The sequence below is a fragment of the Sulfitobacter sp. SK011 genome (assembly GCF_003352065.1).
In the GTDB taxonomy this organism is placed as follows: domain Bacteria; phylum Pseudomonadota; class Alphaproteobacteria; order Rhodobacterales; family Rhodobacteraceae; genus Sulfitobacter.
In genome coordinates this window covers 1,352,571-1,376,300 of sequence record NZ_CP025803.1, presented here as the reverse complement: position 1 = coordinate 1,376,300, position 23,730 = coordinate 1,352,571, and the positions used below count along the sequence as shown (strand labels likewise).

The 23,730-nt window shown below is 58.2% G+C and carries 23 protein-coding genes and 1 tRNA gene; 10 read left to right on the top strand and 14 right to left on the bottom strand.

The window, feature by feature from the left end; translation table 11 throughout:
* Window positions 1-198: 198 nt before the first annotated feature.
* A complete protein-coding gene (locus tag C1J02_RS06760; protein ID WP_114877893.1) occupies window positions 199-1,599 on the top strand; it encodes a sensor histidine kinase in 1,401 nt (466 codons plus the stop codon).
* Window positions 1,596-2,234, top strand: a complete 639-nt coding sequence (locus C1J02_RS06755; protein WP_114877892.1) for a response regulator transcription factor — start codon at window positions 1,596-1,598, stop codon at window positions 2,232-2,234. Before C1J02_RS06760 ends, C1J02_RS06755 begins: the two co-directional genes overlap by 4 nt.
* Here the strand turns inward: C1J02_RS06755 and C1J02_RS20795 are convergent, their stop codons facing one another.
* Both C1J02_RS20795 and C1J02_RS06750 read right to left on the bottom strand, forming a co-directional pair.
* Entirely contained in the window at window positions 2,235-2,720 is a 486-nt protein-coding gene (locus C1J02_RS20795) for a hypothetical protein (protein WP_162798255.1), read from the bottom strand.
* A gap of 229 nt (window positions 2,721-2,949) precedes the next feature.
* A complete protein-coding gene (locus C1J02_RS06750) occupies window positions 2,950-3,429 on the bottom strand; it encodes a cytochrome c (RefSeq protein ID WP_114877891.1) in 480 nt (159 codons plus the stop codon).
* A 101-nt stretch (window positions 3,430-3,530) separates the two neighbouring features.
* Between C1J02_RS06750 and C1J02_RS06745 the strand changes: the two genes are divergently transcribed.
* The gene (locus tag C1J02_RS06745) at window positions 3,531-4,379 is read left to right on the top strand and encodes a LysR family transcriptional regulator (protein WP_114877890.1); all 849 of its coding nucleotides are present in this window, start codon (window positions 3,531-3,533) and stop codon (window positions 4,377-4,379) included.
* Window positions 4,380-4,529: 150 nt separating this feature from the next.
* Here C1J02_RS06745 and C1J02_RS06740 read toward each other — a convergent pair whose 3' ends face one another.
* The 3 genes from C1J02_RS06740 to C1J02_RS06730 form a co-directional block, all read right to left on the bottom strand.
* Entirely contained in the window at window positions 4,530-6,104 is a 1,575-nt protein-coding gene (locus C1J02_RS06740) for an inorganic phosphate transporter (RefSeq protein WP_205389875.1), read from the bottom strand.
* Window positions 6,105-6,209: 105 nt separating this feature from the next.
* A complete protein-coding gene (locus C1J02_RS06735) occupies window positions 6,210-7,088 on the bottom strand; it encodes a polyphosphate polymerase domain-containing protein (protein ID WP_114877889.1) in 879 nt (292 codons plus the stop codon).
* Between the two features lie 11 nt (window positions 7,089-7,099).
* The gene (locus C1J02_RS06730) at window positions 7,100-7,681 is read right to left on the bottom strand and encodes a DUF4956 domain-containing protein (protein WP_114877888.1); all 582 of its coding nucleotides are present in this window, start codon (window positions 7,679-7,681) and stop codon (window positions 7,100-7,102) included.
* Window positions 7,682-7,957: 276 nt separating this feature from the next.
* Between C1J02_RS06730 and C1J02_RS06725 the strand changes: the two genes are divergently transcribed.
* Together C1J02_RS06725 and C1J02_RS06720 are read left to right on the top strand one after the other, a co-directional pair.
* Window positions 7,958-8,602, top strand: a complete 645-nt coding sequence (locus tag C1J02_RS06725; RefSeq protein ID WP_114877887.1) for a hypothetical protein — start codon at window positions 7,958-7,960, stop codon at window positions 8,600-8,602.
* Window positions 8,565-9,305 (top strand): ankyrin repeat domain-containing protein, encoded by a 741-nt coding sequence (locus tag C1J02_RS06720; protein ID WP_254693224.1) that lies wholly within the window; start codon window positions 8,565-8,567, stop codon window positions 9,303-9,305. Before C1J02_RS06725 ends, C1J02_RS06720 begins: the two co-directional genes overlap by 38 nt.
* Window positions 9,306-9,474: 169 nt before the next feature.
* Here C1J02_RS06720 and C1J02_RS06715 read toward each other — a convergent pair.
* From C1J02_RS06715 to C1J02_RS06705, 3 genes are all read right to left on the bottom strand, one after another.
* Window positions 9,475-9,561: transfer RNA gene (locus C1J02_RS06715), tRNA-Leu, on the bottom strand.
* Between the two features lie 93 nt (window positions 9,562-9,654).
* Window positions 9,655-10,209: a tetratricopeptide repeat protein gene (locus C1J02_RS06710; RefSeq protein WP_114880425.1), complete on the bottom strand. Its 555-nt coding sequence runs from the start codon at window positions 10,207-10,209 to the stop codon at window positions 9,655-9,657.
* Between the two features lie 43 nt (window positions 10,210-10,252).
* Window positions 10,253-10,729 (bottom strand): Lrp/AsnC ligand binding domain-containing protein, encoded by a 477-nt coding sequence (locus C1J02_RS06705; RefSeq protein WP_114877886.1) that lies wholly within the window; start codon window positions 10,727-10,729, stop codon window positions 10,253-10,255.
* Between the two features lie 108 nt (window positions 10,730-10,837).
* Here C1J02_RS06705 and putA point away from each other — a divergent pair, with 108 nt between their 5' ends.
* The 3 genes from putA (at window position 10,838) to C1J02_RS06690 (ending at window position 15,444) form a co-directional block, all read left to right on the top strand.
* Complete coding sequence (gene putA, locus C1J02_RS06700; RefSeq protein ID WP_114877885.1) at window positions 10,838-14,257, top strand: bifunctional proline dehydrogenase/L-glutamate gamma-semialdehyde dehydrogenase PutA; 3,420 nt, start codon at window positions 10,838-10,840, stop codon at window positions 14,255-14,257.
* Window positions 14,258-14,326: 69 nt separating this feature from the next.
* On the top strand, window positions 14,327-15,070 hold the full coding sequence (locus C1J02_RS06695) for a rhomboid family intramembrane serine protease (protein ID WP_114877884.1): 744 nt from the start codon (window positions 14,327-14,329) through the stop codon (window positions 15,068-15,070).
* Complete coding sequence (locus C1J02_RS06690; RefSeq protein ID WP_114877883.1) at window positions 15,067-15,444, top strand: GFA family protein; 378 nt, start codon at window positions 15,067-15,069, stop codon at window positions 15,442-15,444. The genes C1J02_RS06695 and C1J02_RS06690 overlap by 4 nt, the downstream gene beginning before the upstream one ends.
* A gap of 55 nt (window positions 15,445-15,499) precedes the next feature.
* Here the strand turns inward: C1J02_RS06690 and C1J02_RS06685 are convergent, their stop codons facing one another.
* Together C1J02_RS06685 and C1J02_RS06680 are read right to left on the bottom strand one after the other, a co-directional pair.
* Window positions 15,500-16,285 (bottom strand): inositol monophosphatase family protein, encoded by a 786-nt coding sequence (locus tag C1J02_RS06685; protein ID WP_114877882.1) that lies wholly within the window; start codon window positions 16,283-16,285, stop codon window positions 15,500-15,502.
* Window positions 16,286-16,395: 110 nt separating this feature from the next.
* On the bottom strand, window positions 16,396-17,301 hold the full coding sequence (locus C1J02_RS06680; protein ID WP_114880424.1) for a LysR family transcriptional regulator: 906 nt from the start codon (window positions 17,299-17,301) through the stop codon (window positions 16,396-16,398).
* Between the two features lie 97 nt (window positions 17,302-17,398).
* On the opposite strand from C1J02_RS06680, the gene metF reads away from it, so the two are divergent.
* Together metF and C1J02_RS06670 are read left to right on the top strand one after the other, a co-directional pair.
* Window positions 17,399-18,265, top strand: coding sequence for a methylenetetrahydrofolate reductase [NAD(P)H] (gene metF / locus C1J02_RS06675; RefSeq protein ID WP_114877881.1), 867 nt, complete (start codon window positions 17,399-17,401; stop codon window positions 18,263-18,265).
* A gap of 65 nt (window positions 18,266-18,330) precedes the next feature.
* The gene (locus C1J02_RS06670; protein WP_114877880.1) at window positions 18,331-18,813 is read left to right on the top strand and encodes a PaaI family thioesterase; all 483 of its coding nucleotides are present in this window, start codon (window positions 18,331-18,333) and stop codon (window positions 18,811-18,813) included.
* Here the strand turns inward: C1J02_RS06670 and C1J02_RS06665 are convergent.
* From C1J02_RS06665 to C1J02_RS06650, 4 genes are all read right to left on the bottom strand, one after another.
* Window positions 18,810-19,901, bottom strand: coding sequence for a DUF2235 domain-containing protein (locus tag C1J02_RS06665; protein WP_114877879.1), 1,092 nt, complete (start codon window positions 19,899-19,901; stop codon window positions 18,810-18,812). The two genes, C1J02_RS06670 and C1J02_RS06665, sit on opposite strands and share 4 nt — an antisense overlap.
* Window positions 19,898-20,080 (bottom strand): DUF6500 family protein, encoded by a 183-nt coding sequence (locus tag C1J02_RS06660; protein WP_114877878.1) that lies wholly within the window; start codon window positions 20,078-20,080, stop codon window positions 19,898-19,900. The genes C1J02_RS06665 and C1J02_RS06660 overlap by 4 nt, the downstream gene beginning before the upstream one ends.
* A 30-nt stretch (window positions 20,081-20,110) precedes the next feature.
* Window positions 20,111-22,408, bottom strand: coding sequence for a xanthine dehydrogenase family protein molybdopterin-binding subunit (locus C1J02_RS06655; RefSeq protein ID WP_114877877.1), 2,298 nt, complete (start codon window positions 22,406-22,408; stop codon window positions 20,111-20,113).
* Window positions 22,409-22,530: 122 nt separating this feature from the next.
* On the bottom strand, window positions 22,531-23,664 hold the full coding sequence (locus C1J02_RS06650; protein WP_114877876.1) for a type III PLP-dependent enzyme: 1,134 nt from the start codon (window positions 23,662-23,664) through the stop codon (window positions 22,531-22,533).
* Between the last annotated feature and the right edge of the window lie 66 nt (window positions 23,665-23,730).

The window sequence follows — 23,730 nt, the reverse complement described above, 5'->3', positions numbered from 1 at the left end:
TGGCAGAAGCGGCAATTCACAGCATGACGGGGCTGAAATGTCGGTTAGCCATGTCACTGGACTTCATTCGGCTCACCCCAATCAGCCCGCCAAAGCCTTGCCCAAAAAGGACAGCAGGCAGTTTCTGACCCATTTTCATTAATGGGATTCAGACCAAAGTCGGTGTGTTTGGCTGACATCCGATGTTAGACATTTTGTATGGAAAGATTCGCCGATGCGGTTCACTGGCGCGACCTCACCCTGCCGGGCCAGTTTCTATTGGCTAGTGCCATCGTGATGGTCGGCGCTATGATCTTTGTCGGCAACTGGATATCCCAGCGCATCGAGGATGCGGTTGTCCAGAACTCCGCAACGTCTGCGGCGCTGTTCATGGAAAGCTTTATCTCGCCGCTGAGCCAGGAACTGGCGGAAACAGATACGCTTTCGCCACCGGCAAGACAGGCATTGGAAGAGATATTTGACGGAACTGCCTTGGGCGAACGTGTGGTTTCCTATAAAATCTGGCTTGACGGCGGGCGCATTGTCCATGCGTCTGATCCGGCGCTGATTGGACAAGAATTTGAACCTACCGACGCGCTGAAACAGGCCTGGAATGGCGAACTGGCCTCGACTTTTGAGGACCTCAACGATCTCGAAGACGAGGCCGAGGCCGAGTTGGGCGTGCCCCTGCTGGAGGTCTACAGCCCCATTCGGCAGGTCTGGACCGGCAAGGTCATTGCGGTGGCGGAATTCTATGAAAGCGCCGAACACCTGGCCGCCGATATCAGAAGCGCGCGCCAGACAAGCTGGCTGGTTGTGGGCGGGGCCTTTGTGGCCAGTGGGCTGTTGTTGTTCTGGATCGTTCAGGCCGGCGGCCATACCATCCGGCACCAGCGACAGGCGCTCACTGAACAACTGGCCAAAACCGAAAAAATCTCAGCCCAGAATGCCAGCCTTCGACAAAGGGTTGTGGCGGCGTCGTCGCGCGCCACCGCCCAGACTGAACGGGCAATCCGCAGGATTGGGTCCGATTTGCATGACGGGCCCGCCCAATACCTTTCGCTGGCTTCTTTGCGGCTGGATGGGGCACTTGATGGCCGGCAATCCGCGTCCAAGGATGTCGTATTGGTCCGCGAGTCGCTGGACAAGGCGCTGGACGAATTGCGCATCATTTCCAGAGGGCTGGCGCTGCCTGACCTCGACAGCCTTGAGATCGGTGCATTGATTGACCGCGCGGTGAATGACCACCACCGGCAAACCGGGCTGGCCATCACAGTGGACGTTTCTGTCAGGCCGGATCTGCCGTTGAACTATGCACAAAAGCTCTGCGTTTTCCGTTTCCTGCAGGAAACGCTGTCCAATGTGAGCCGCCACGCCAAGGTCGACAAGGTGAGTGTCGCCGCCTCATTCCACGACCAGTCGCTGACGATTACCGTTGCCGATACCGGCCAGGGCTTTGATCCCGCACAATCGAGGCATCTGCGCTGCGATGGCGGTCAGGGTCTCTTTGGACTTAGGGATCGCGCAGAGAGCATAGGCGGGCAGTTTGTGATCAATGCCAGACCCGGCGCAGGCTCGACCCTTTCCCTCATCCTTCCTTTTGAGGAGATGTCCCAATGACGATCCGAATTATTCTCGCCGACGATCATCCGATATTTCGCGATGGCCTTGTGCACAGCATAGAAGAAACCGGCGATTTTGAAGTGGTGGGTGTGGGTGGTTCCGCTGACGATGCCGTGGCATTGGCCGCCGAACATACCCCCGACATCGCGTTGCTGGACCTGTCGATGCCGGGGGGCGGCATTGCGGCGGCGGCACAAATCTCTCAATCAGGCACGGCCAGGGCTGTCGCGATGCTGACAGTATCAGAAGACAGCGAGGACGTGACAGCGGCCATGCAGGCCGGCGCAACAGGTTATGTGCTCAAGGGTGTCTCAGCCACGGAACTGCGCAACATTCTGACAAGGATCGCCGCGGGTGAAGCGCATGTGTCACCCGGTCTTGCCGCTCAGATGTTGCGGATCATGCAGAACGGCAAACCTGCCGAGCGTCAGCCGATTGATGATCTGACCAAACGCGAAGAAGACATCCTCAAAGGGGTGGCGACTGGCAAAAGCAACAAGGAAATCGGGCTGGACCTCAGCATTCAGGAAAAGACCGTCAAGCACTATATGACAATTATTCTCAGCAAGCTGCAGGCGCGCAACCGGGTCGAGGCGGCGCTGATCGCACAAAAGGCCTGGGCGGAAAAGTGACTACTGCCCGACCGCAGCACGCATGCGGTTCAGGTCCTTGGTCCGGGCCGGTCTGTCGGCGACTTTATGTCCATGGGGATCCACCAGACTGTATCGCCCATTGAGAATTTTTTCGTCCCACCCGTTTTTATATCGCAGATGCATATTGGCCGAAGGCCCCAACCGCTCCGCCGACCGGCGGCGGTCCTTGTCATCTTTGTCGTCACCATCCCGATCATCATCGTCGTCGTCATCATCATGACCGCTTCCGCTGTTGCTGCTGCCGCTGCCGCTGTTGCTACTGCCGCTGCCGCTGTTGCTACTGCCGCTGCCGCTGTTGCTACCACCACCGCCGCTGCCGCTGCTGCCGCTTCCTGACTCGGCAAAAGCATAAGAGACACCAAATGTCAGAACACCGTCGCTGGTCGACCAGATGATTCCCGGAAAGAGTATCAAAAGGAGCGAGACCAAAACGGCCCTCAGAAATTTTGACAGAAAATTAAGCATATTCGAACCGGACATGTTAACGCAAAATCACGCTGCTGTAACGATAGCTCAGCAAGCGTGGTTTTGCATCAGACGTTGGTCCGGTCTTTGTCGCTATGACTAAGATCGGACTGACAGGTTCAGACGCGGCCTCCGGATACCCGGTCAGGTGCCGCGAATTTCACAGATTTCGACCCGTGCGGCCCAAGGTCAAAACGCCTCAGGTATCCGGCACCATTTGGTTTGTGGCTTAGTTGCTGGCCTGACGATACATCTTGTGGCATGCGCCACATGCCCCACCAAGCCCCTCCATTGCGACCTTTAACGAATCAAGGTCGGTCGCAGCGGCGGTTTGCATCGCAAATGCTGCATCCGTAAGAGCCCCAGATTTGGCACCTACATCACTGCCATCAGCCCAGATCGCGGGCAGCGCCTTGGTGTTCTCAATACTTTCAGAATCGCTGCCGGGCAGCCAATAGCCGGACTGGGCCAGCCCCGTCAAAGCCACAATGCTGTTTGCAGCAGCAGCGGCGGCTTCGGAATCATAGGGCACTTCTCCCTTTGCCATCCCGCCAAGGGTCGTAAGGTGGAATGCATAGAGCTGCATGTGAGACTGGCGCGCTTTGACCGCCGCAGCGATTTGTTTGTCGCTGATATGTCCATCTGCCCCTGCGACGGCACCAACGGACAGGGCCGCAACCGTAAGACAGGCTATAACTGACTTTCGCATTCTCGAACTCCTTGCTGAATTTTCAGATTCTGATTGCTCAAAGCGTAGCTGTTCGGAAATATGGTAACAGTGCGTAAAAATGCGCGAGTGGGTACTGATTCATGCACAACGAGAACTGGGACGATCTGCGATACATATTGACCGTTGCCGAAACCGGTTCGGTCCTGCAAGCGGCCAAGCGGCTGGGCGTGAATCATGCGACAGTGCTGCGCCATGTTGCGGCATTTGAGGAACGCCACGGCACCGCCGTCTTTGAGCGGACGGCGCAGGGCTATCGGCTGTTGCCCGATCGCGCGCATGTCATACAGGCCGCCCAAAACGCTGAGGCCGCCATGCAAGAGGTCAGCCGCCTTGCTGGTGGTGGGCACCAGGCGATGACCGGGACCGTCAGGATCACGTCGACCGATACGCTCTGCGCGATGGTGCTTCCGGCTTTCGTCGCCCAGCTGTCGGCAGAAAATCAGCGCTTTTGCGTAACCTTGCTCAGCAGCAACACACATCTGGATTTGATCCGTGAACAAGCGCATATCGTGGTGCGTCCATCGGTAAACCTTGCCGAGGATCTAGCCGGCACTGCCGTGGCAAAGCTGGGATTTGCGGCCTATGCCGTGAATGAACGGGCGCAAAAATGGCACGGCCTTGCCGGGCCATTGTCCCGTTCGGTCGCGGCAAAATGGATTGCCGAGGAAATTCCCACCGATCAGCTTACAACAGCATGTGACAGTTTTCTGACGCTACGCGAGCTGGCCGTGCTGGATGGTGGCATTGCTGTGCTTCCTTGTTTTCTGGGCGACAACGAGCAACGGCTGATCAAGCTCGACAACGCGATGCCCCATTTGACCGTGCCGATCTGGGTTGCCCATCATGTCGATACGATTGAGACGCCGCAGCTAAAGGCGGTGCGCAACCGGCTGATAGACTACTTTTCAAATCAGCAGGCTTTTTTCTGAGGACATCTTCGGTACGCGGATAAGCATGGCAATGATCACCATCAGATCGATTGCAGGCTCCATTGGTCAAAATCCGCTGAGCCAGTGAAGCCGCCTTCGCTGCGTTTCGTGAACTGAACGTCCCGGCCGCACCGGCGTTTCCGCACCGTTCTAGGGGATCATGTAACCGCGAATGGTAAAGTAGAACACGGCAGCCATGGTGCCTGACGCCGGAACAGTGATAAGCCATGCCGCCACAATTCTGATCACCAATGATCGTTTGACCAGCTCTTTCTTATAGACAGCGGAAATGTTCTTTCGATCTTTCTTTGCCAGATGCAGGCGCGCGTTGCCGTTGCTGCGCAGGTGCTTGATCATCTTTCCCTGATCCACAAAGGCGGACGATTTGAATGTGGTCAGAAACCTTTGAACGGCCTCAGCGTCCTCGCCCTTGATCCGCTCGCCGATCTCTGCTGCAATCCGGGAACGGTTTGCATCAAGGTATTCCCGCAAGAACCCAACGCCGAACACCCCACCAACAGCAATATGTGTCGAACTGACCGGCAAGCCCAGCTGCGAGGCAATGATTACCGTAACTGCTGCCGCAAGCGCCACGCAAAAGGCGCGTGTCTTGTCCAGATGGGTGATCTCTGAGCCCACGGTCCGGATCAGTTTTGGCCCGTAAAGGGCGAGGCCCACAGCAATCCCAAGCGCGCCAATACCCATCACCCAAAGGGGAATAGACGCCTTGGCCGAGACCGCGCCATTGGCCAAGGCATCGTTGATCGCAGCAAGAGGTCCGACCGCGTTGGCGACGTCATTGGCACCATGCGCAAAACTCAAAAGCGCGGCGGCAAAAATCAGCGGTCCGGTAAAAAGGTGATTGATGCTTTCGTGCTCGTTCGGGAGTGTTTTGGAACGTTGTGCTATCCGGGGCCTGACCCACCAAAAAATCGCTGCGGCGACCACGAGGCCAATAAGGGTTGCTGTTGGGAAGTCGAGCGGGATTACCTTCTTGAGACCTTTCAAGGCCAGATACGTGGAAAATGCCCATGCCATCGCAGCCAGCAGATATGGCACACAGCGCCGTGCCGCACCTAGTATGTCCCTTTGGTCCACGATCAGCTTTGTGATCGCGAAAAGCAAAAGCGCCGCGATCGACCCGCCCATGACCGGGGAAATAACCCAGCTGGCAGCGATTTTCAGCATCACAGCCCAATTTGCGACATGCCAACCACCTGCCGCTATCCCCGCCCCCAGAACGCCGCCAACAATCGAATGGGTGGTCGAAACCGGGGCCCCAAGATACGTCGCGATGTTCAGCCAAACAGCCCCGGCAAAAAGCGCCGCCAGCATCAGCCAGACAAATTTTGCATCATCCCCGATAAGTTCAGGGGCGATGATGTCACTCTTGACCGTGCCAACCACGTCGCCACCTGCAATGAGCGCGCCACCCAGCTCAAACACCGCTGCGAGGGCGATTGCAGCGCCCATGGCCATCGCTCCGGAACCCACGGTCGGCCCGACATTGTTCGCAACGTCGTTTGCGCCGATGTTCATTGCCATATAGCCACCGACAATCGCCGCAATCACTAAAAAGGATCCCCCCTGGACAGACGCACCCACATACAAGTTCATGCCAACCATAATGCAAAGCAGGAAGGCCCCGGCGATCGCGATGCGGACGAAAGATTTTGACCCTGTTCGAAAAGAGCCCGCTGGAACTTCCATCATCTGGTCAGACATCGTTCTTCCTCTCAATTTGTGCTTTGCACTGGCCAGCACATCGCATGGCTGACACCAAAATCAGGTCTGTCGGCGGGCCCACGTCTTGCAGATGATGACGTCGGTTCAGGCGGCACTTCTTGAGCGCGCGATGTCGCGATCCACCACATTCAGGCGCAGATCCGGGCGGACATCTGACCAACCCCCGCGGGTTCCCGCAGCGTCAATCAAGCCAAGTTTGCGCATTGTCGGCAGAAATCTGTTGTAGCGTTTCACTTCTCCCATCGCTGCCATGCCAATGCAGTATTTCGAGCATTTCTTGGTCGGCCTTTGATGGGCGCGGCGCAGCTCAATGTCTGCGTATCCGCGCCCAAGTGCCGACTTCGCTTCGACAATGAAGACATCCGTTCCCAAAGACATGGTGCCATTATCGGTGCGAAAGCGCAGATCGGTGTCGATGGTCATTCTTTCACCGCCGTTTTTTGCGACCAGCGTGATCCGCTTGTAGCGGATGTCCAGCGCCGCTTGCAGCTTGTAGTCAAACGGCTTTCCATACTGCCCAAAATAGGTGTCTTTTGCGAAACGCATGGCGTCATCTGACAGGTGCTCGACCAATCCTGCATCGTGCTGAAGGCGGTATTTCTCGGTCATCCCGCGCTTGCCCTTCACCTTGACCTCAAGAAAGCTAAGACCGGCATCGGCATACCGGCGAACACGCACCTTGAACCCTTTGCGCAAGCCCTGATGGTGCTCAAAATAGGCGCTCCGCTGGGCGTCATCGAAATAGCGGGTATCATAGGTGAAAGCACGCCGTTGATCGATATCGAGGATGTTGAATTCATGCCGCAGCGCCGGAACCAGACGTTGCAGCGCCACGCGCGGAACGACGTATTTGTTGTCGATCCGGGACAGCATTTCAGCGGTCTCGTTCAGTTCATCCAATGAGATCGGTGAAAAGTCGCTGGTCAGCCAGTCAATGTCGATGTTGGGGTCATGGATGGACATGCTAAGGCTCCTCATGCGCGGAAAAAGACGTTGATACGGGCAAGGTCGTTGACGTAATTCAGCTCAATCACCTGAAAGGTCATCACTTCGACACCAAGGCGTTCAGAGAGGTCAGCACGCATCTTTTCAGTGTCGGACAACACATGGGTTTCGATGTTGTCGAGCGTCAGTTTTGCGCTGCTGACCGAATGCAGCATCCGTGGGTGATCCAACAGCCAGGCACCAATCAGCACGAACACGACGATCACCAGCACGAACAGCAGCCCGGTCCCCTGAACCGAACAAATGACCGCGAGGGCAATCGCGCCAAAGAAATACGAAATCTCGGTTTTTGATATCTGCTCTGAGCGCAGACTGAACAGCGCCAGAATGGCAAACAATCCAAATCCTGCCGCGATGCTGAATTCCACGCTGGACAGGATGGTCAGCACAGCAAACGCAAAGATGTTGAACATCGATGCCGTGGTCGCCAGTTCCTTGTCGCGATACCGGCGGTAGAACATGCCAAACATCAGCAAGACATTCGCGACGGTGTTGATCGCAAATCGTGCCGTCAGCTCCCAGATCGGATCGCTCCAATTGATCGTTTCCATTCACGTGTTCCTCTTTGTTTGTGACGTTGCGCACGCAGGTCGCGTCACAATTCCGTTACATTTCTGGCATGTGGTTGTTGTGGGCGAAGCCAACTTGGGTCGGGCTGAGTTTCAGACCAAAGGCCGAAAAAAGCTCAGACCTAATGTCAAAGACAGGCGATGGCGCGCGTATAAGAATGTGCGTGTCATCTGACGCGGTGATCGAACGCTCACGATAGATTTTCTTGACGGGGTTTCGTCAGACGCACAGGATCAGAACATAAAAGGGAGGCTATCATGGCTATCAAGAGAATTTCGGCTCTTGCCGCTGTTGCGATTTTTGCGGGCGCGTTTTCTGCGACTGCTCAGGATCAGCCGATGGGGTTTTTCGTCACCAGCAAGGGGATGGGCAACGGCGCAAACCTTGGTGGACTGGACGGTGCCGATGCCCATTGCACCACTTTGGCCGAAGCCGCAGGCACAGCCGGGCGCACCTGGCGGGCCTATCTGAGCACCCAGGAGGAAGGCAAACGCGGGATTTCAGCGCGCTATCGCATCGGGTCTGGCCCCTGGTACAACGCCAATGGCGAACTTGTGGCTGTCGATCTTGACGACCTGCACCTCACGCCGAACATCCTCAAACGCACCGCTGTTGATGAAAACGGAAACCATGTGAAAGGGGTTGGCGATCAACCTAATGAGCATGACATTCTGACCGGATCAATGGCGGACGGCATGGCTTATTTTCCGCGTGACACAGATGATCATACCTGCAGCAACTGGACCAGTTCAGGTGAAGGAAGTGCGCAGGTTGGGCACCATGATCGCCACGGCGGCGGAAATACTTCATGGAATTCGGCACATGGGTCGCGCGGCTGCAGTCAGGAAAATCTGGTGAGCACAGGTGGCGCAGGGCTTTTATATTGCTTTGCCGCCGATTGATCCGGTGATGAAGGTGGCCAGAATTGCAAGTACACGCGTGACTGTGCTGATCGCGCTGGTGTTGCTCTGCAGTCTGGGCGCGCCTGCACGCGCACAGATTGCCCCGTCGCCCAGCGAAATTGACGCCTACACCGGGTTGCACCGCGCGGCGCAGTCTGGCGATGTTGCTGCGGTAATCGCGCTGACAGACAGCAATGCCCCATTGGAAGCACAGGACAGCCGGGGCCGTACACCGCTTCATGTCGCGGCGTTTGCCTCTCATGAGGATATTGTCAGGGCACTGGCCGATGCGGGCGCTGACGTAAACGCATTTGAGCATCAGGCCTATGACATCGTCACGATTGCTGCGGTTGCAGATGATCTCGACATGCTTGACGCCGCACTGGATGTTGGAACCAACCCCGGCAACATCACAAGTCCCTACATTGGCACAGCACTGATCGCTGCGGCACACCTTGGCCACCACGAGGTTGTTGAACGGTTGATAACAGCGGGTGCGCCGCTGGATCACGTCAACAATCTGGGCTGGACTGCGATGATCGAGGCCGTGATTTTGGGGGATGGCGGCGCAGACCACGTCAAATGCTTGCAAGCGTTGCTGAATGCCGGCGCTGACAAAACCATCGCAGACCGCCAAGGTGACACACCCTTGGACCACGCAAAACAGCGCGGGTTTGCAGAGATGATCGCATTGCTGGAATAGTCCAAGCTCAAAGTCCCATCGTCTCCACCGTGCCCGTCAGAATGACACAATCCTCCGACGGCATTGGAGAGGATGCCCATGGGGCCATCATGATCAACGGGCGCGGTCTTCTTTTGTCCGCATCAAACCAAACAGGCCTCAAGTGGCCGAAGGTGGCAGGCAAAAAAAGTGGTGCGGGCGGTGGGACTCGAACCCACACGGGGCTAGGCCCCAACAGATTTTAAGTCTGGTATGTCTACCATTCCATCACGCCCGCATCTGGTGGTGATCGTTGCGGCAGATAATCCGAACCGGGATGCGGTGTAAATGGCAGATGGCCGCGCAATCCATCGGCCTGCCGGTAAAACCCTCAGATATCCTTGCCTTTGCGGCCCAGCGGCGCATCGTCTGCCAGCAGCGCTGCCTCGGACAGCCACGGGTTATTCTCCACGGCGATCAGCAATTGAGCGCGCGCCTCTTCCAAACGCCCCAGGTTCATCAAGGTCAATGCGCGACCTGATTGCGCGGCCACGTGATGCGGTTGCAGGGTCAGGGCGATGTCGAGATCGGCCAGTGCCGGTTCATAGTCCTGTTGCAGGAAATGCACATAAGCGCGCTGGTTATAGCCTTCGGCATAATCCGGGCAATAGGCAATCAACCTGTCATACTCGGTGATGGCACCAGCGAAATCATAGGCGTCGCGGCGGCCCATGCCCGCATCCAACACCTCCTGGGCGGCCTCATCAGGGGCGCGCAGCCACACTTCCCACATCTCACCTGACACCCGTCTTCCGGCGTTCACATCCGTCGCGGCGTTGGCCTTGGCGAAAAGGTTCAGCAGCTCGGCGCTGGTGTCAGGGGGCGTGGGGCACGCAGCAAAGGCGGGTGCCGCCCATACCGGGGCCGCGATCAGGGCCAATTTCATCAACAAACGCATACATTATTAAATGATGCGCCCTGCCCTTTGGTCAAGTGGCGTCCGCCAACATCGTTTCCTTCACGGCCTCCATCGCGACATAGGTCGAGGTGTTGGACACATGTGGCAGCGATGAAATCGTTTCGCCCAGAAAACGGCGATAGGCGGTCATGTCGCGCGTCCGCACCTTGAGCAGGTAATCAAAATGGCTGGCAATCATATGTGCCTGTTCGATTTCAGGTACTTTGATCACAGCCGCATTAAAGGCCCGCAGTGCTTTTTCGCGCGTATCGCTCAGCCGCACTTCGACAAAGGCCACGTGATCCAGACCCAACTGGATCGGATCAAGCAGCGCCCGGTATCCAAGGATGACCCCCGTTTCTTCCAACCTGCGCAGCCGCGCCTGGGTCGGTGATTTGGACAACCCAATGCGTTTTGCCAGATCAGTAATGCTGATGCGCCCATCTTCGGCCAGCACAGACAGAATCGTTGAATCAAATCGGTCCAGGTCAGATTGTTCTTTTTTCATGCAAAGCCCCTAAAAATCACGACAAAAGTCTGCCTTTCGATCAATCATAAGGCCAAACGACCTGCCGTCCTAGGATATCTTTGACAAAACCTCATTTGGAGACTGCTCATGGCCCGCGATACTTCCCCTTCCCTGCGTCACCAAATTGACGAAGAAACCTATGCTGATCCCGAAACCGTCTTGGCCACCCTGGTTCAGACAGCGCAGTTGACTGAAACAGACCGGGCCACGATTTCCGCCCAGGCGGCGGGTCTGGTGCGCGACATTCGCGGGGCCACATCGCCCGGCATGATGGAAGTGTTTCTGGCCGAATATGGCCTTTCCACTGACGAAGGGGTCGCCCTGATGTGTCTGGCCGAAGCGCTGTTGCGGGTGCCGGATGCCGACACCATCGATGCGCTCATTGAAGACAAGATTGCGCCTTCTGACTGGGGCCGTCACATGGGCCACTCCACATCATCCTTGGTCAACGCCTCCACTTGGGCGCTGATGCTGACGGGCCGTGTGCTTGATGACGATCAACCCGGCCCCGTGCGCCACCTGCGCGCGGCGATCAAACGTCTGGGCGAGCCGGTGATCCGCACCGCCGTTTCCCGTGCGATGAAGGAAATGGGCCGTCAGTTCGTTTTGGGGGAGGACATCACCGCCGCGATGACCCGCGCCAAGGGTATGGAGAAAAAGGGCTTCACCTATAGCTACGACATGCTGGGCGAAGCGGCACGGACCGAAGGCGACGCAAAGCGCTATCATCTGAGCTACAGCCGCGCGATTTCAGCGATTGCAACCGCCTGCAACGACCCCGACATCCGCAAGAATCCGGGCATTTCCGTAAAGCTCAGCGCCCTGCACCCCCGCTATGAGATCGCTCAGGAAGCTTCGGTGATGCGCGATCTGGTGCCGCGTCTGCGCGCACTGTGCCTGTTGGCGAAATCCGCTGGCATGGGCCTCAATGTCGACGCCGAAGAGGCCGACCGCCTTGCCCTGTCATTGGATGTAATTGACCGCGTGATGGGCGAACCTGCACTGTCTGGGTGGGACGGATTTGGCATCGTTGTTCAGGCCTTTGGCCCGCGTGCATCACGGGTGATAGACGCCCTTTATGCCATGGCGAAACGCCATGACCGCCGCATCATGGTCCGGCTGGTCAAGGGGGCCTATTGGGACACCGAGATCAAACGCGCCCAGGTCGAGGGCGTCGACGGTTTTCCCGTCTTCACTCAGAAAGCCGCAACCGATGTGTCCTACATCGCCAATGCGCGCAAACTTTTGGGCATGACTGACCGGATTTACCCCCAATTTGCCACCCACAACGCCCATACCGTCGCGGCCGTCCTGCACATGGGCGACGATCCTGAAACCTACGAATTCCAGCGCTTGCACGGCATGGGCGAGACCCTGCACAATCTGGTGATGACGCAAAACGGCACCCGTTGCCGGATCTATGCCCCCGTCGGGGCGCATCGCGACCTGCTGGCCTATCTGGTGCGGCGTCTGTTGGAAAACGGCGCGAATTCAAGCTTTGTGAACCAGATCGTTGATGAAAACGTGGCCCCCGAAGTGGTCGCCGCCGATCCATTTGCGCAACTGGGTACGTCGAATGTCAAAATCCCCACCGGGCCAGAGATATTCCTGCCGCTGCGTGCCAATGCAATTGGCTTTGATCTGGCCCATACGCCGACGTTGGCCAGGATCGAAGCCGCCCGCGCGCCCTTCAAGTCCCACAAATGGGAGGCCGCCCCCCTGCTTGCTGGCGAGGCAGCGCCGCAAAAGGCTGTCAAGGTGATGAACCCGGCACATCCGACCAAATCCCCCGGCACCGTGCGCAATGCCTCAAAGGAAGATGTTGCAACCGCGCTGGATACTGCCGCGCCATGGGACGCGCCACTGGCCACCCGTCGTGCGGTTTTGCTGAAAGCGGCGGATCTGATCGAAGAAAACTATGGCGAAATCTTTGCGCTTCTGGCGCGTGAAGCGGGCAAAGGCCTGCCCGATTGCGTGGCCGAACTGCGCGAAGGTGTTGATTTCCTGCGCTATTACGCGGCACAGGCAACCAACACGCCTGCCGCCGGCATCTTTACCTGTATCTCGCCCTGGAACTTCCCGATGGCGATTTTCTGTGGCCAGATATCCGCCGCCCTTGCTGCCGGAAACGCCGTGCTGGCCAAGCCCGCTGAACAGACGCCATTGGTCGCACATTTCACCGTTGGTCTGCTGCACAAGGCGGGCGTACCGCGTTCCGCGTTGCAATTGCTACCCGGTGGCGGTGATATCGGGGCCGCGGTTACCTCTGATCCACGCATCGGCGGCGTGGCCTTTACCGGCTCTACTGCCACCGCGATGCGCATCCGCACCGCGATGGCCGAAAACTGCGCCCCTGGCACGCCGCTGATCGCGGAAACCGGCGGTCTGAATGCCATGATCGTGGACAGCACCGCCCTGCCCGAACAGGCGGTGACCGCGATTGTCGAAAGCGCGTTCCAGTCTGCGGGCCAACGCTGTTCCGCGCTGCGCTGCCTCTATGTGCAGGAAGACATCGCCGAAGACCTGACCAAAATGCTGATTGGGGCTATGCAATCGCTGAACATGGGCGATCCCTGGCATCTCAGCACGGACGTAGGGCCGGTGATTGACGAATTGGCCCGCAAAGGCATCTCTGATCACATCGAAGCCGCGCGCGCCGATGGCCGGGTGGTGGCTGAATTGCCGACACCGGATGGCGGCACCTATGTGGCCCCCACCATCATCCGCGTGAATGGCATTGGCGATATGAAGCGTGAGATCTTCGGCCCGGTCCTGCACCTTGCGACGTTCAAAAGCCACGAGCTGGACAAGGTGATCGACGCAATCAACGCCACCGGGTACGGGCTGACCTTTGGCCTGCACACCCGCATCGATGACCGGGTACAACATGTGTCGGAACGGATCGAAGCCGGCAACGTCTATATCAACCGCAACCAGATCGGCGCGATCGTGGGCAGTCAGCCGTTTGGCGGTGAGGGCCTGTCCGGCACGGGTCCCAAAGCGGGCGGGCCAAATTACCTGCCCCGTTTCAGTGCACCAGATACGCAGGACGTCACCGGTGAATGGCACAAACCGCAGGCCGATCTGCCCAAACCCGCGCCACACCATCCCAAACCGATTGAAACCGTGTCGATGCCCGGACCAACAGGCGAATCGAACCGCCTGACGACGCTGCCACGCGCCGCCCTCTTGTGTATGGGTCCGGGTGCCGATGCCGCCGCTGCGCAGGCGCGTGCGGTTGAGGCATTGGGCGGGATCGCCCTGCAAGCGACAGGCCAGATTGACCCCACTGATCTGTCAGATGGCCCCGCATATGGTGGCGTCCTGTGGTGGGGTGACGCAGAGACCGCACGCCAGATCGAACAGGCGCTGGCCAAACGCGATGGCCCGATCCTGCCTCTGATCCGGGGGTTGCCCGATACCGCCCGGGTCCGTGCCGAACGCCATGTCTGCGTGGACACCACCGCCTCCGGGGGCAACGCCGCCCTTCTGGGCGCTGCAGGGTAAAACACAAAGGTCCCGGCAGATGCGCCGGGGCCTCTTGACCCGTCCTGCGCAATCGCTCAGCGTGGCACCATGTTTCCTATCCGCGATCATAACCCGTCCGGGCGCACGCCCTATGTCACCTACGCGCTGATGGTCGCCAACATCGTGATCTTTCTAAGCTATGTGACCCTGCTCTCGGACAACCGCGCCACGTTTGATTTTTACAACGCATGGGCGCTTGTCCCGGCACGGCTCAGCGACGGGGGCGGCTATGGCGGGCTTGTTACCTCCATGTTCCTGCATGGCGGCTGGCTGCACCTTGCGGGTAACATGCTGTTCTTGTGGATATTCGGTGACAACATCGAAGATGATATGGGGCATCTGCGCTATTTGCTGTTCTATCTGGCCTGCGGCGTCGCTGCGGGGCTGGGGCAAGTGGTGGCAGAGCCCAACTCGGTCGTCCCGATGGTCGGTGCGTCAGGCGCAATTGCCGGGGTGATGGGCGGCTATCTGCTGCTCTATCCCCGAGCCAAGGTTGATATTCTGATCATCTTTATCGTGTTTTTCCGCATCTTCCCGATCCCGGCCTGGATCATGCTGGCGGTCTGGTTTGCCATGCAGTTCTTTGGCGGCATCGCGGCCGATACTGGCACAGGTGGCGTTGCATATTGGGCGCATGCTGGCGGGTTTGTCGCAGGTCTGGTGCTGACGGTGCCGTTCTGGCTGCGCCGGGGTGGGGTTGATTTCTGGAGCCGCACCGATGGCCACCCACCCCATCCCGCCGCGACCTATCCAGCCATAGAAAGCCGCATTCCAAAGGTGAGACGTAAATGACAAGCGCCCCGGTGAAAGTCCGCGCCACCTGTCATTGTGGCGCTGTCGCGCTTGAAGCGACCCTGCCCCACGGCTTCGATGACATCGGGCGCTGCACCTGTTCGTTCTGCGCGCGCAGGCAAGCCGCTGCAGTGACCGCCATCGCCAGTTCGGTCCATGTGCTGAAAGGCGCGGATAACCTCACGCTCTACAGTTGGAACACCCACACAGCGCAGCACTATTTTTGCAAAACCTGCGGCATATACACCCATCACAAACGCCGGGCCGACCCCAGCCAATGCGGCATTAATCTGGGGTGTATCGAGGGCGCCAACCCGTGGGAGTATGAACCAATTGTCTGGACCGACGGCATCAACCACCCCTCAGACAGATAGCGCCGCCCGTTTCATTGTTCCAAAAATACACATAGCCAGGGGCAAGAACAAAACGCTACCCCCGGACGATTTTCGCAAAGCCCGAAAAAATCGGCTCATTGGCACAGACGATCTCGCCGTCATCCAACACGTCCCCGTTGGGGTTCATGGCTTCGACCAACCCGCCCGCCTCTTTGACGATGATCACACCTGCGGCCAGATCCCAGGACTTCAGGCGGCGTTCCCAGAACCCGTCATAGCGCCCTGCGGCAACATAAGCCAAATCCAGCGCCGCAGATCCCCAGCGGCGAACGCCCGCGCACACCGGCAACAACCGCCCCAGATCCTTCAAGGTATCGGGCAAATCGGCGCGTCCGGCAAAGGGCAATCCGGTGGCAAAAATCGATTCAATCATGCGGTGACGGCCGGACACCCGGATGCGGGTCTCGTTCATCCAGGCACCTGCACCTTTTTCGGCAAAGAACAACTCATCCTTGGTTGGATCATAAATCACACCCGCAACGATCTGACCTTTATGTTCAAGGGCGATTGACACAGACCAGTGCGGCAGCCCGTGCAGGAAATTGGTGGTGCCATCCAGCGGGTCCACGATCCAGCGGCGTGTGGGGTCCTGACCCTCTTGCGCACCGCCTTCTTCGGCCAGCCAGCCATAGGTCGGGCGTGCGCCCATCAATTCGTCCTTGATGATCTTCTCAGCACCGATATCGGCTTTGCTGACAAAATCCCCGGCCCCCTTGACCGACACCTGCAGGTTCTCAACTTCGCGAAAATCCTTGGCCAATGCGCGGCCCGCTTTGCGCGCCGCCTTGATCATGATGTTGAGATTTGCACTGCCAACCATTGTCTGCGTCCTTTGACCAATCAGGCGCTGCGTATAGGCGGGGCGCGCCTGATTGCCAAGGGGGCGTGGCGCAAAGCGTCACGTTATGGGGCGTCCACGCACAGCTTTGCTTAAATCGACTGCAATTTACGCGCCTCTTGTCCTGCCAGTTTCAGCAATTGACCCATAAACGGCTTGTCCAGATCGTCACTGCGCACCGCTGCATAAAGCCGCCGGGTTATCCCGTCTTTTGTCAGGGGGCGTGTCACATAATCCGAACTGTATTTGACCTCGCGCACCACCCAATCAGGCAGCACAGACACCCCGCGGTTCGAAGCGACCAGCAACAAGATCACCGCCGTCAGTTCGACCTGCCGGATGGCAGCCGGTTCAACCTTGGCCGGGATCAGCAATTGGCTGAAAACATCCAGCCGGGTGCGTTCAACCGGATAGGTGATCAGGGTCTCATTGCGAAAATCCGCCGCCTCAACAAAGGGTTTTTCGGCCAGCGGATGCGTGCTGGCCGCGACAAAGACCGCCTTGTAGTCAAAAAGCTCAACAAATTCGACACCGGGCAGTTCTTCTGGGTCCGAGCTCACCACCAGATCGACCTCTTCGCGCAACAGCGCCGGCAGCGCGTCAAAGGCCAGACCGGGGCGGATATCAACATCCACATCCGGCCAGGCGCGGCGGAAGTGTTCCAGCACCGGGAACAGCCACTCAAAACAGGCATGACATTCAATGGCGATGTGCATGCGACCGGTGCTGCCCGCGCGCAACCCGGTGAATTCATCCTGCAAGGCCTGCACCTGTGGCAAAACCTGTTGCGCCAGTTTCAGCAACCTTTGCCCCGCAGGGGATAATTTCAACGGCTTTGAGCGGCGCACAAACAATTCCACCCCTGCCTGATCCTCCAGCCCCTTAACCTGATGACTGAGCGCCGATTGGGTGATGTTCATCTGCTCTGCCGCACGGGCCAGACCGCCCGCCTCGTGAATGGCCTGAATGGTGCGCAGATGCCGGAACTCGATATGCATATTGAGGTCATCCTCATATTTAAGATGAAAGTTATGAATTTGTCTCACATTCAGTTTCATGAGACAAGAGGGTAACCCGGAATGAAGGATCAGCCCAATGACAACGCCAAATGTCTCTTTCGAAGTTTTCCCGCCGCGCACAGTGGATGCGGCATTCAAGCTCTGGGACACGGCTCAGACATTGGCCCCTCTGTCCCCGCGCTTTTTCTCGGTGACCTACGGCGCTGGCGGAACGACACGCGACCTGACCAAAGATGCCGCCCATGTGCTGCGCCGAACCTCTGGTTTGCCGGTGGCCGCGCATCTGACCTGTGTTGGTGCCAGCCGCAAGGAAACGATGGATGTCGCCCGCGGTTTTGCAAAGGCCGGCGTGACCGATATCGTGGCCCTGCGCGGCGATCCTGCAGAGGGGGCGGCCACCTTTACCCCACATGCCGATGGTTTTCAAAACAGCTGTGAGCTGATCGAGGCCTTGGCCGAGACCGGCAAATTCAATATCCGCGTCGGTGCCTATCCTGATCTGCACCCCGAAGCGACCGACCAGCAGGCCAGCATCGACTGGCTCAAGCGCAAGTTTGATGCCGGTGCGGACGAGGCGATCACGCAGTTCTTTTTTGAAGCCGAGACATTCCTGCGCTTCCGCGACGCCTGTGACAAGGCGGGCATTGACAAGCCGATCACACCGGGCATCCTGCCGGTGGTCAACTGGACTTCGGCGCGCAAATTTGCAGATCGTTGCGGCACCTATGTGCCCGATTGGGTCAGTCAGGCCTTTGAAACCGCCCTGCGCGATGACCGGCATGATCTTCTGGCCACGGCCTTGTGCACGGAAATGTGCAGCGACCTTATCGACGAGGGCGTCGAAAACCTGCACTTTTACACCTTGAACCGTGCAGAATTGACCCGCGATGTCTGCCGCGCTTTGGGTGTCACACCGCAAGTATCGCTCTCGGACGTTGCGTAACACCTTGCCTTTGCAGACTAATTAAAACAGCGTCTCCGGCATCCCCCTTGGCCGGAGAACCCCACATGCCCCGCACCGCCCAATCCCCCGACGACCTGCTTGCCCTGTCCGATGTTCTGAAAATATCGGGGCTCGAATTCATGCAGGCGATATTGGACGGCACCAACCCCGGCCCGCCCATTGCGCACACCATGGGATATGCCCTGCATGCGGTTGAGGACGGGCGCGTGATCTTTCGGGGCACACCGGAATTCAACGTCACCAACCCGCTTGGGACCGTTCATGGCGGTTGGTACGGCACCTTGCTCGACAGCGCGATGGCCTGTGCAGTGATGACAAAAGTGCCGCGCGGTTCGGTCTATACAACCTTGGAATTCAAGATCAACATTCTGCGGGCCATCCCTTTGGGCACGGAAATCGAGTGCATCGGCGACATCGACCATGTTGGCAGATCGACCGGCGTTGCCCATGGGGAAATCAGGGGCGTGGATGATGGCACGCTTTATGCCACCGGATCGACGACCTGCATCGTGATGAAACTGGCTTAGGGATCTGCCACCCCGGTCCGGCGTTGCAGCGGACGCACCACGCGACCATCTGGTGCCGCGCGTGTGCGTTCAGCGACACTTTCATGCAGCCGCTCTGAAGGGTCTTTGCCCACAATCCGTTTGCGCCGGGTCATGAAAATCTTGCCAAAGCCGCGCCAATTGCCGACCGAAGGCGCTTTCGCATCCTGAGGAAAGCGCAGCCGCCATCCCGCAGGCAGGGGCAATCCACTTTCTTCGGCTCGGGACAAAAGCCAGACCAAGGGAATGTTCGCCAGGGGTCGTGCCGCTTCAAACCCGCTGAGTTGTCCGCCCACATCCCCATGACTTCCGGGAAACCAGACCTGTTCGACATGGCCCTTGAACCCATCATGCGTGGTCCAAAGCACAGGTTTATAGGCCACCCGCGATTCGTTCAGTGCCAGCGCATGAAAGCCACTTTTTACGACGCCACTCAGTTCATGACCGTGAAAAGCATGTTTGGGCTCTGACAACCGCCACAGTACGGGCGCGTTGATCCCCAATGATTTGACCGTGTCCCAGACGCCGATCATCTCGATACACACACTTTCATGGCAAAAAGATTTGGAAAACGTCTGGGCCGCGTAACTCTTTGGATTGCATTCATAGTAGCGATAAAGATCGCGAATATTGCGTTCGGTAGCATGCTCTGCACGCAACAGCCCAACTTGATCAATCGCACCGGCAAGGCTGCGCACGGCATAGGCACCGCGTGAATACCCCATGAAAAATATCTGATCCCCCGGATGGTACCGCGAGGCAAGATAGCCATACGCGCGTTTGATCTGACGGTTGATCCCGCGCCCCATCATGACGTCTCGCGCTGAACGCCAGTCGATCCATTGCAGGCCAGGCTCATAATAAATCGACAGCTTGCTGCCCATTTCGCTTGCCAGCTTATACGCCAGCCCCGCGTTTGTTTCACACCCCGGATCCAGCGATGACATAGTGCCATCCAGAATGATCAGATGGGTCACCGTCCCACGTCGCGGGCCAAAATCAGACGCGGGTCTTTGCCAAAAACTGCCCAACAGCCGGCGCAACAAAGGGGGGCGTCGGGCGTCGGTCATATCATGGCCTTTGCGATCTGCCGGGCCTTCGCTGCTTCCATCAAGAGATCAGGATCGTCAATGCGATTGGCAGACAAAGCGTACGGGGACTGACCAACGGTATCGCCTTTTGCGGCAGTCTGTTTGTCACGCGGCGCACCCTTCATCCTGATGCCCCCATGCGGCGCAATGGCGCGCATCCGAGCCCGATAAAACCCTGCGCATTCAGCTTATTCCGCCGCGATCTTAGCACCGTTCAAAAGCTCCCAAACCATATGGGGTGTGAACGGCATATCGGCCTGCCGTACCCCATGATCCCACAATGCATCTTGCACTGCATTTGCGATGGCCGCCAACGCGCCCACTGTGCCCGCCTCGCCGCAGCCCTTCATACCCATGATGTTGGCCGTGGATGGGACGGGTTCAGACATAAAAGTAATATTTGGCAAATCTGTGGCCCGCGGCAAGGCATAGTCCATGAACGATGCCGTGAGCAGCTGGCCATCCTCATCATAGACAACCCGCTCCTGCACCGCCTGTCCGATCCCCTGCGCGACACCACCATGCACTTGACCTTCGGCCAGCATCGGATTGATAAGATTGCCAAAATCATCGACAACGATGTAACGATCAGTGGTCACGACACCCGTTTCAGGATCGATCACAACCTCTGTAACATGCACCCCGTTGGGAAAACTGCGCGCGTCCAGTTTTGCGCGCGCGTGATGGGTCAACAGGTCATCGCGGCCCTTTTCGCGCGCCATTTCAGCGACCTCAAGCATGGTCGGTGTCAGGTTTGACCCCTCTGCCCGGAACTGTTCATCATCAAAGGATATGGCACCCGCAGGCACGCCCATTTCATCGGCAAGAAATGCGGTAAATGCCTCTGTCATCTTGGCCACAGTGGCCAGTGTCGCGTTGTTCTGTGTGGTGACAGACCGGGATCCACCAGTGCCGCCGCCCTCTTTGATCAGGTCGCTGTCGCCCTGCACCACAGTGATCTGATCTGCCGGAATACCCGTCTGATCGCTGAGAAACTGGGCATAGACCGTCTCGTGCCCCTGACCGTTGCTTTGCGTTCCTACATAGATCGACACGCTGCCATCCTCTTCAAAGACCACCTTGGCCCCTTCCGCAGGATCGCCCAAAATACTTTCGATATAGTAACAAAGTCCAACGCCCCGCAGCAGACCGCGTTTGGCATCGGCTGCCTTGCGCGCGTCAAACCCGGCCATATCGGCCTCTTTGTGCATCCGGGTCAAAAGCCGGTCGAAATCGCCCACGTCATAGGTTTCATTTGTCGTTGTCCGGTAGGGCATCTGTTCTGGCTTGATAAAATTGATCCGCCGCAACTCCCAGGGGTCCACACCCAATTCCCGCGCGGCCCGATCCATCAACCGCTCCAACACATAAATCGCCTCCGGTCTGCCGGCCCCGCGATAGGCATCGACCTGAACGGTGTTGGTGTAATACCCGTCAACCTGCAGCCACGTGGTTTGCACGTCATAAACGCCCATCAAAACGCGACTGAAAAGCTGTGTCTGGATGGGCTGGCCAAACTGCGAATTATAGGCCCCCAGATTGCATTTGGTGCGCACCCGGTATGCGGTGATCTTGTTGTGCTCATCAAAGGCAAATTCAGCGAGCGATGTCAGATCGCGCCCACCGTTGTCACTCAACATCGCCTCGGTCCGGTCCGCCATCCAGCGTACAGGCCGGCCCAATGCGCGCGCCGCGGCAGCCACGCAGAAATACTCAGGATAGGCCATCGCCTTCATCCCGAAACTGCCCCCGGTATCAGGGTTGGTCACACGGACATTTTCGGGGTCCAGCCCGAACGATTTGATCAGATTGTCTTTGTGCACCCAAACGCCCTGGGCGTTATTGGCCAGATGCAGGCGGGTTCCGTCCCATTCCGCAAAACAGCCGCGCGGCTCCATAGAATTGACGATGATGCGGTTGTCACCAACCTCAAGCGCCACGGTTTTCGCGGCCTTTGCAAAGGCTGCCTCGGTTGCGGCCTCGTCGCCCATGCCCCAGTCAAACGCACGGTTGTCGGGTGCCTCATCGTGCACCGCCTCGCCACCTGTGGCCAAATCCATCTTGGCGGGCAGATCATCGGCATCAAACATGACTAGTTCCGCGGCATCACGCGCCTGCGCATAGGTTTCGGCCACAATCAGCGCCACAGGTTCACCGACATACCGCACCTTGCCCTTTGCCAGCATCGGGCGCAGAGGATCGGCGGCTCTGGTACCGTCGCGGTTTTTGACCACCGCTCCGGCAATGGCAATATCAATTCCAGCGGCCTCAAGATCGGCGCAGGTCAGCACCAGATGAACACCGTCAGCCTCGGCCGCATCTGCAACATCAAGCTCAGAAATCACCCCATGCGCCACCGGTGAGCGGAAGAAATACCCATGCAGCGCACCTTGCGGGGTGATGTCATCGACATAGCGTCCTTCGCCGGTCAAAAACCGCACATCTTCCGTCCGCTTAACCGACTGGCTTTTACCAAATTTGTCCACGATGCTGCGCCCTTACCCGTCATGCCTGTTTCGTGACAAACATTAGCGGGCAAAGGTGCCATGTCTAGGGCCCGACCGGATTTATCATGGGGCAGGCAGCTGTCTGCACATCCACTGCGCGCTCAGACGAGTGCGCAGACCATTTCAACCTGCCCGACGCCGTAGCCGTTAAATCCCGTGCTCATCGCAATTGAATAGGCACCCATGCCACCAAACATCACATAATCACCCACCGCCGTATCGGCAGGCAATGGCAAGCCGTCCGGCAGCCGATCAAGGGAATCACAGGTCGGACCGAAGACGATGCGAGGGGTCGCCGCCCCCGATCGCGGCCCTGCTGGGCCAAGCACATGAACCAAGCCGGACAGACCCATATCGCGCAAATCCGGCAAACCGCCATAAATACCATCGTTCAGAAAGACCACCTCGCCGCCTGACCGCATCCCCTTGACCCGCGTGGCCAGAACACATGCATCCGCAACCATCGCACGGCCCGGTTCACAGAGTACTCTGGGTTCAGCCCCGGCAAAAGAGCGCTTCACAGCGCTGTTGATGGTTGTGAAAATCGCCCGGTGGTCCGGTGCCCCGAACCCTCTGTTCGCTGCAAATCCACCGCCGATGTTTAGCCGCGCCAATCTGACACCCGCCAACGCCGCAATGCGCGCCGCCTCAGTCACATAGCTGGCCCATGCCTGAGGGTCATTGCATTGCGTGCCGGGATGAAAACACAATGATGGGACGAACCCCATTGCAACAACCCTGCGCAAAAGGTCAGCCGCCTGATCTGGTGTTGCCCCAAATTTCGACCCAAAATCATAGGCGGCCCCGGTGACGGGCAAAGCAAACCGTACCGCGATTTCAGCGGTGCGTGGCACGGCGTCAAGCTTTGCCAACTCCGCATGATCGTCCACGGACCAACTGGCCACACCGACATCAATGCCCGCCTCAACCTCGGCAATAGACCGGATCGGGTTGTTATAATGCAACACAGCCTGCGGACAGGCCGCACGCACCGCCCGCATCTCGGCGGGAGAGGCCACATCAAATGTCGAGATTCCGGCGGCCACCAGATTGCTCAATATTTCCGGACGGTCATTGGCTTTCACAGCATAGGTCACCAACCCGTCGAAATCCGCCTGAAACCGCCGCGCCGTGTCTTGCAGGACGGCGGGGGCAAAGAACATGATCGGGGCATCAGGACGATGCTGCGCCAAAAAGGCGGCGGGGTTCAGTGGCAGGGGGATGGAATGCTGCATCAAGGCCTCACTAGGGTGTTTTCCCTGATACTAGGTGAATTTTCGTCGAAACCACGCGTCTAATGG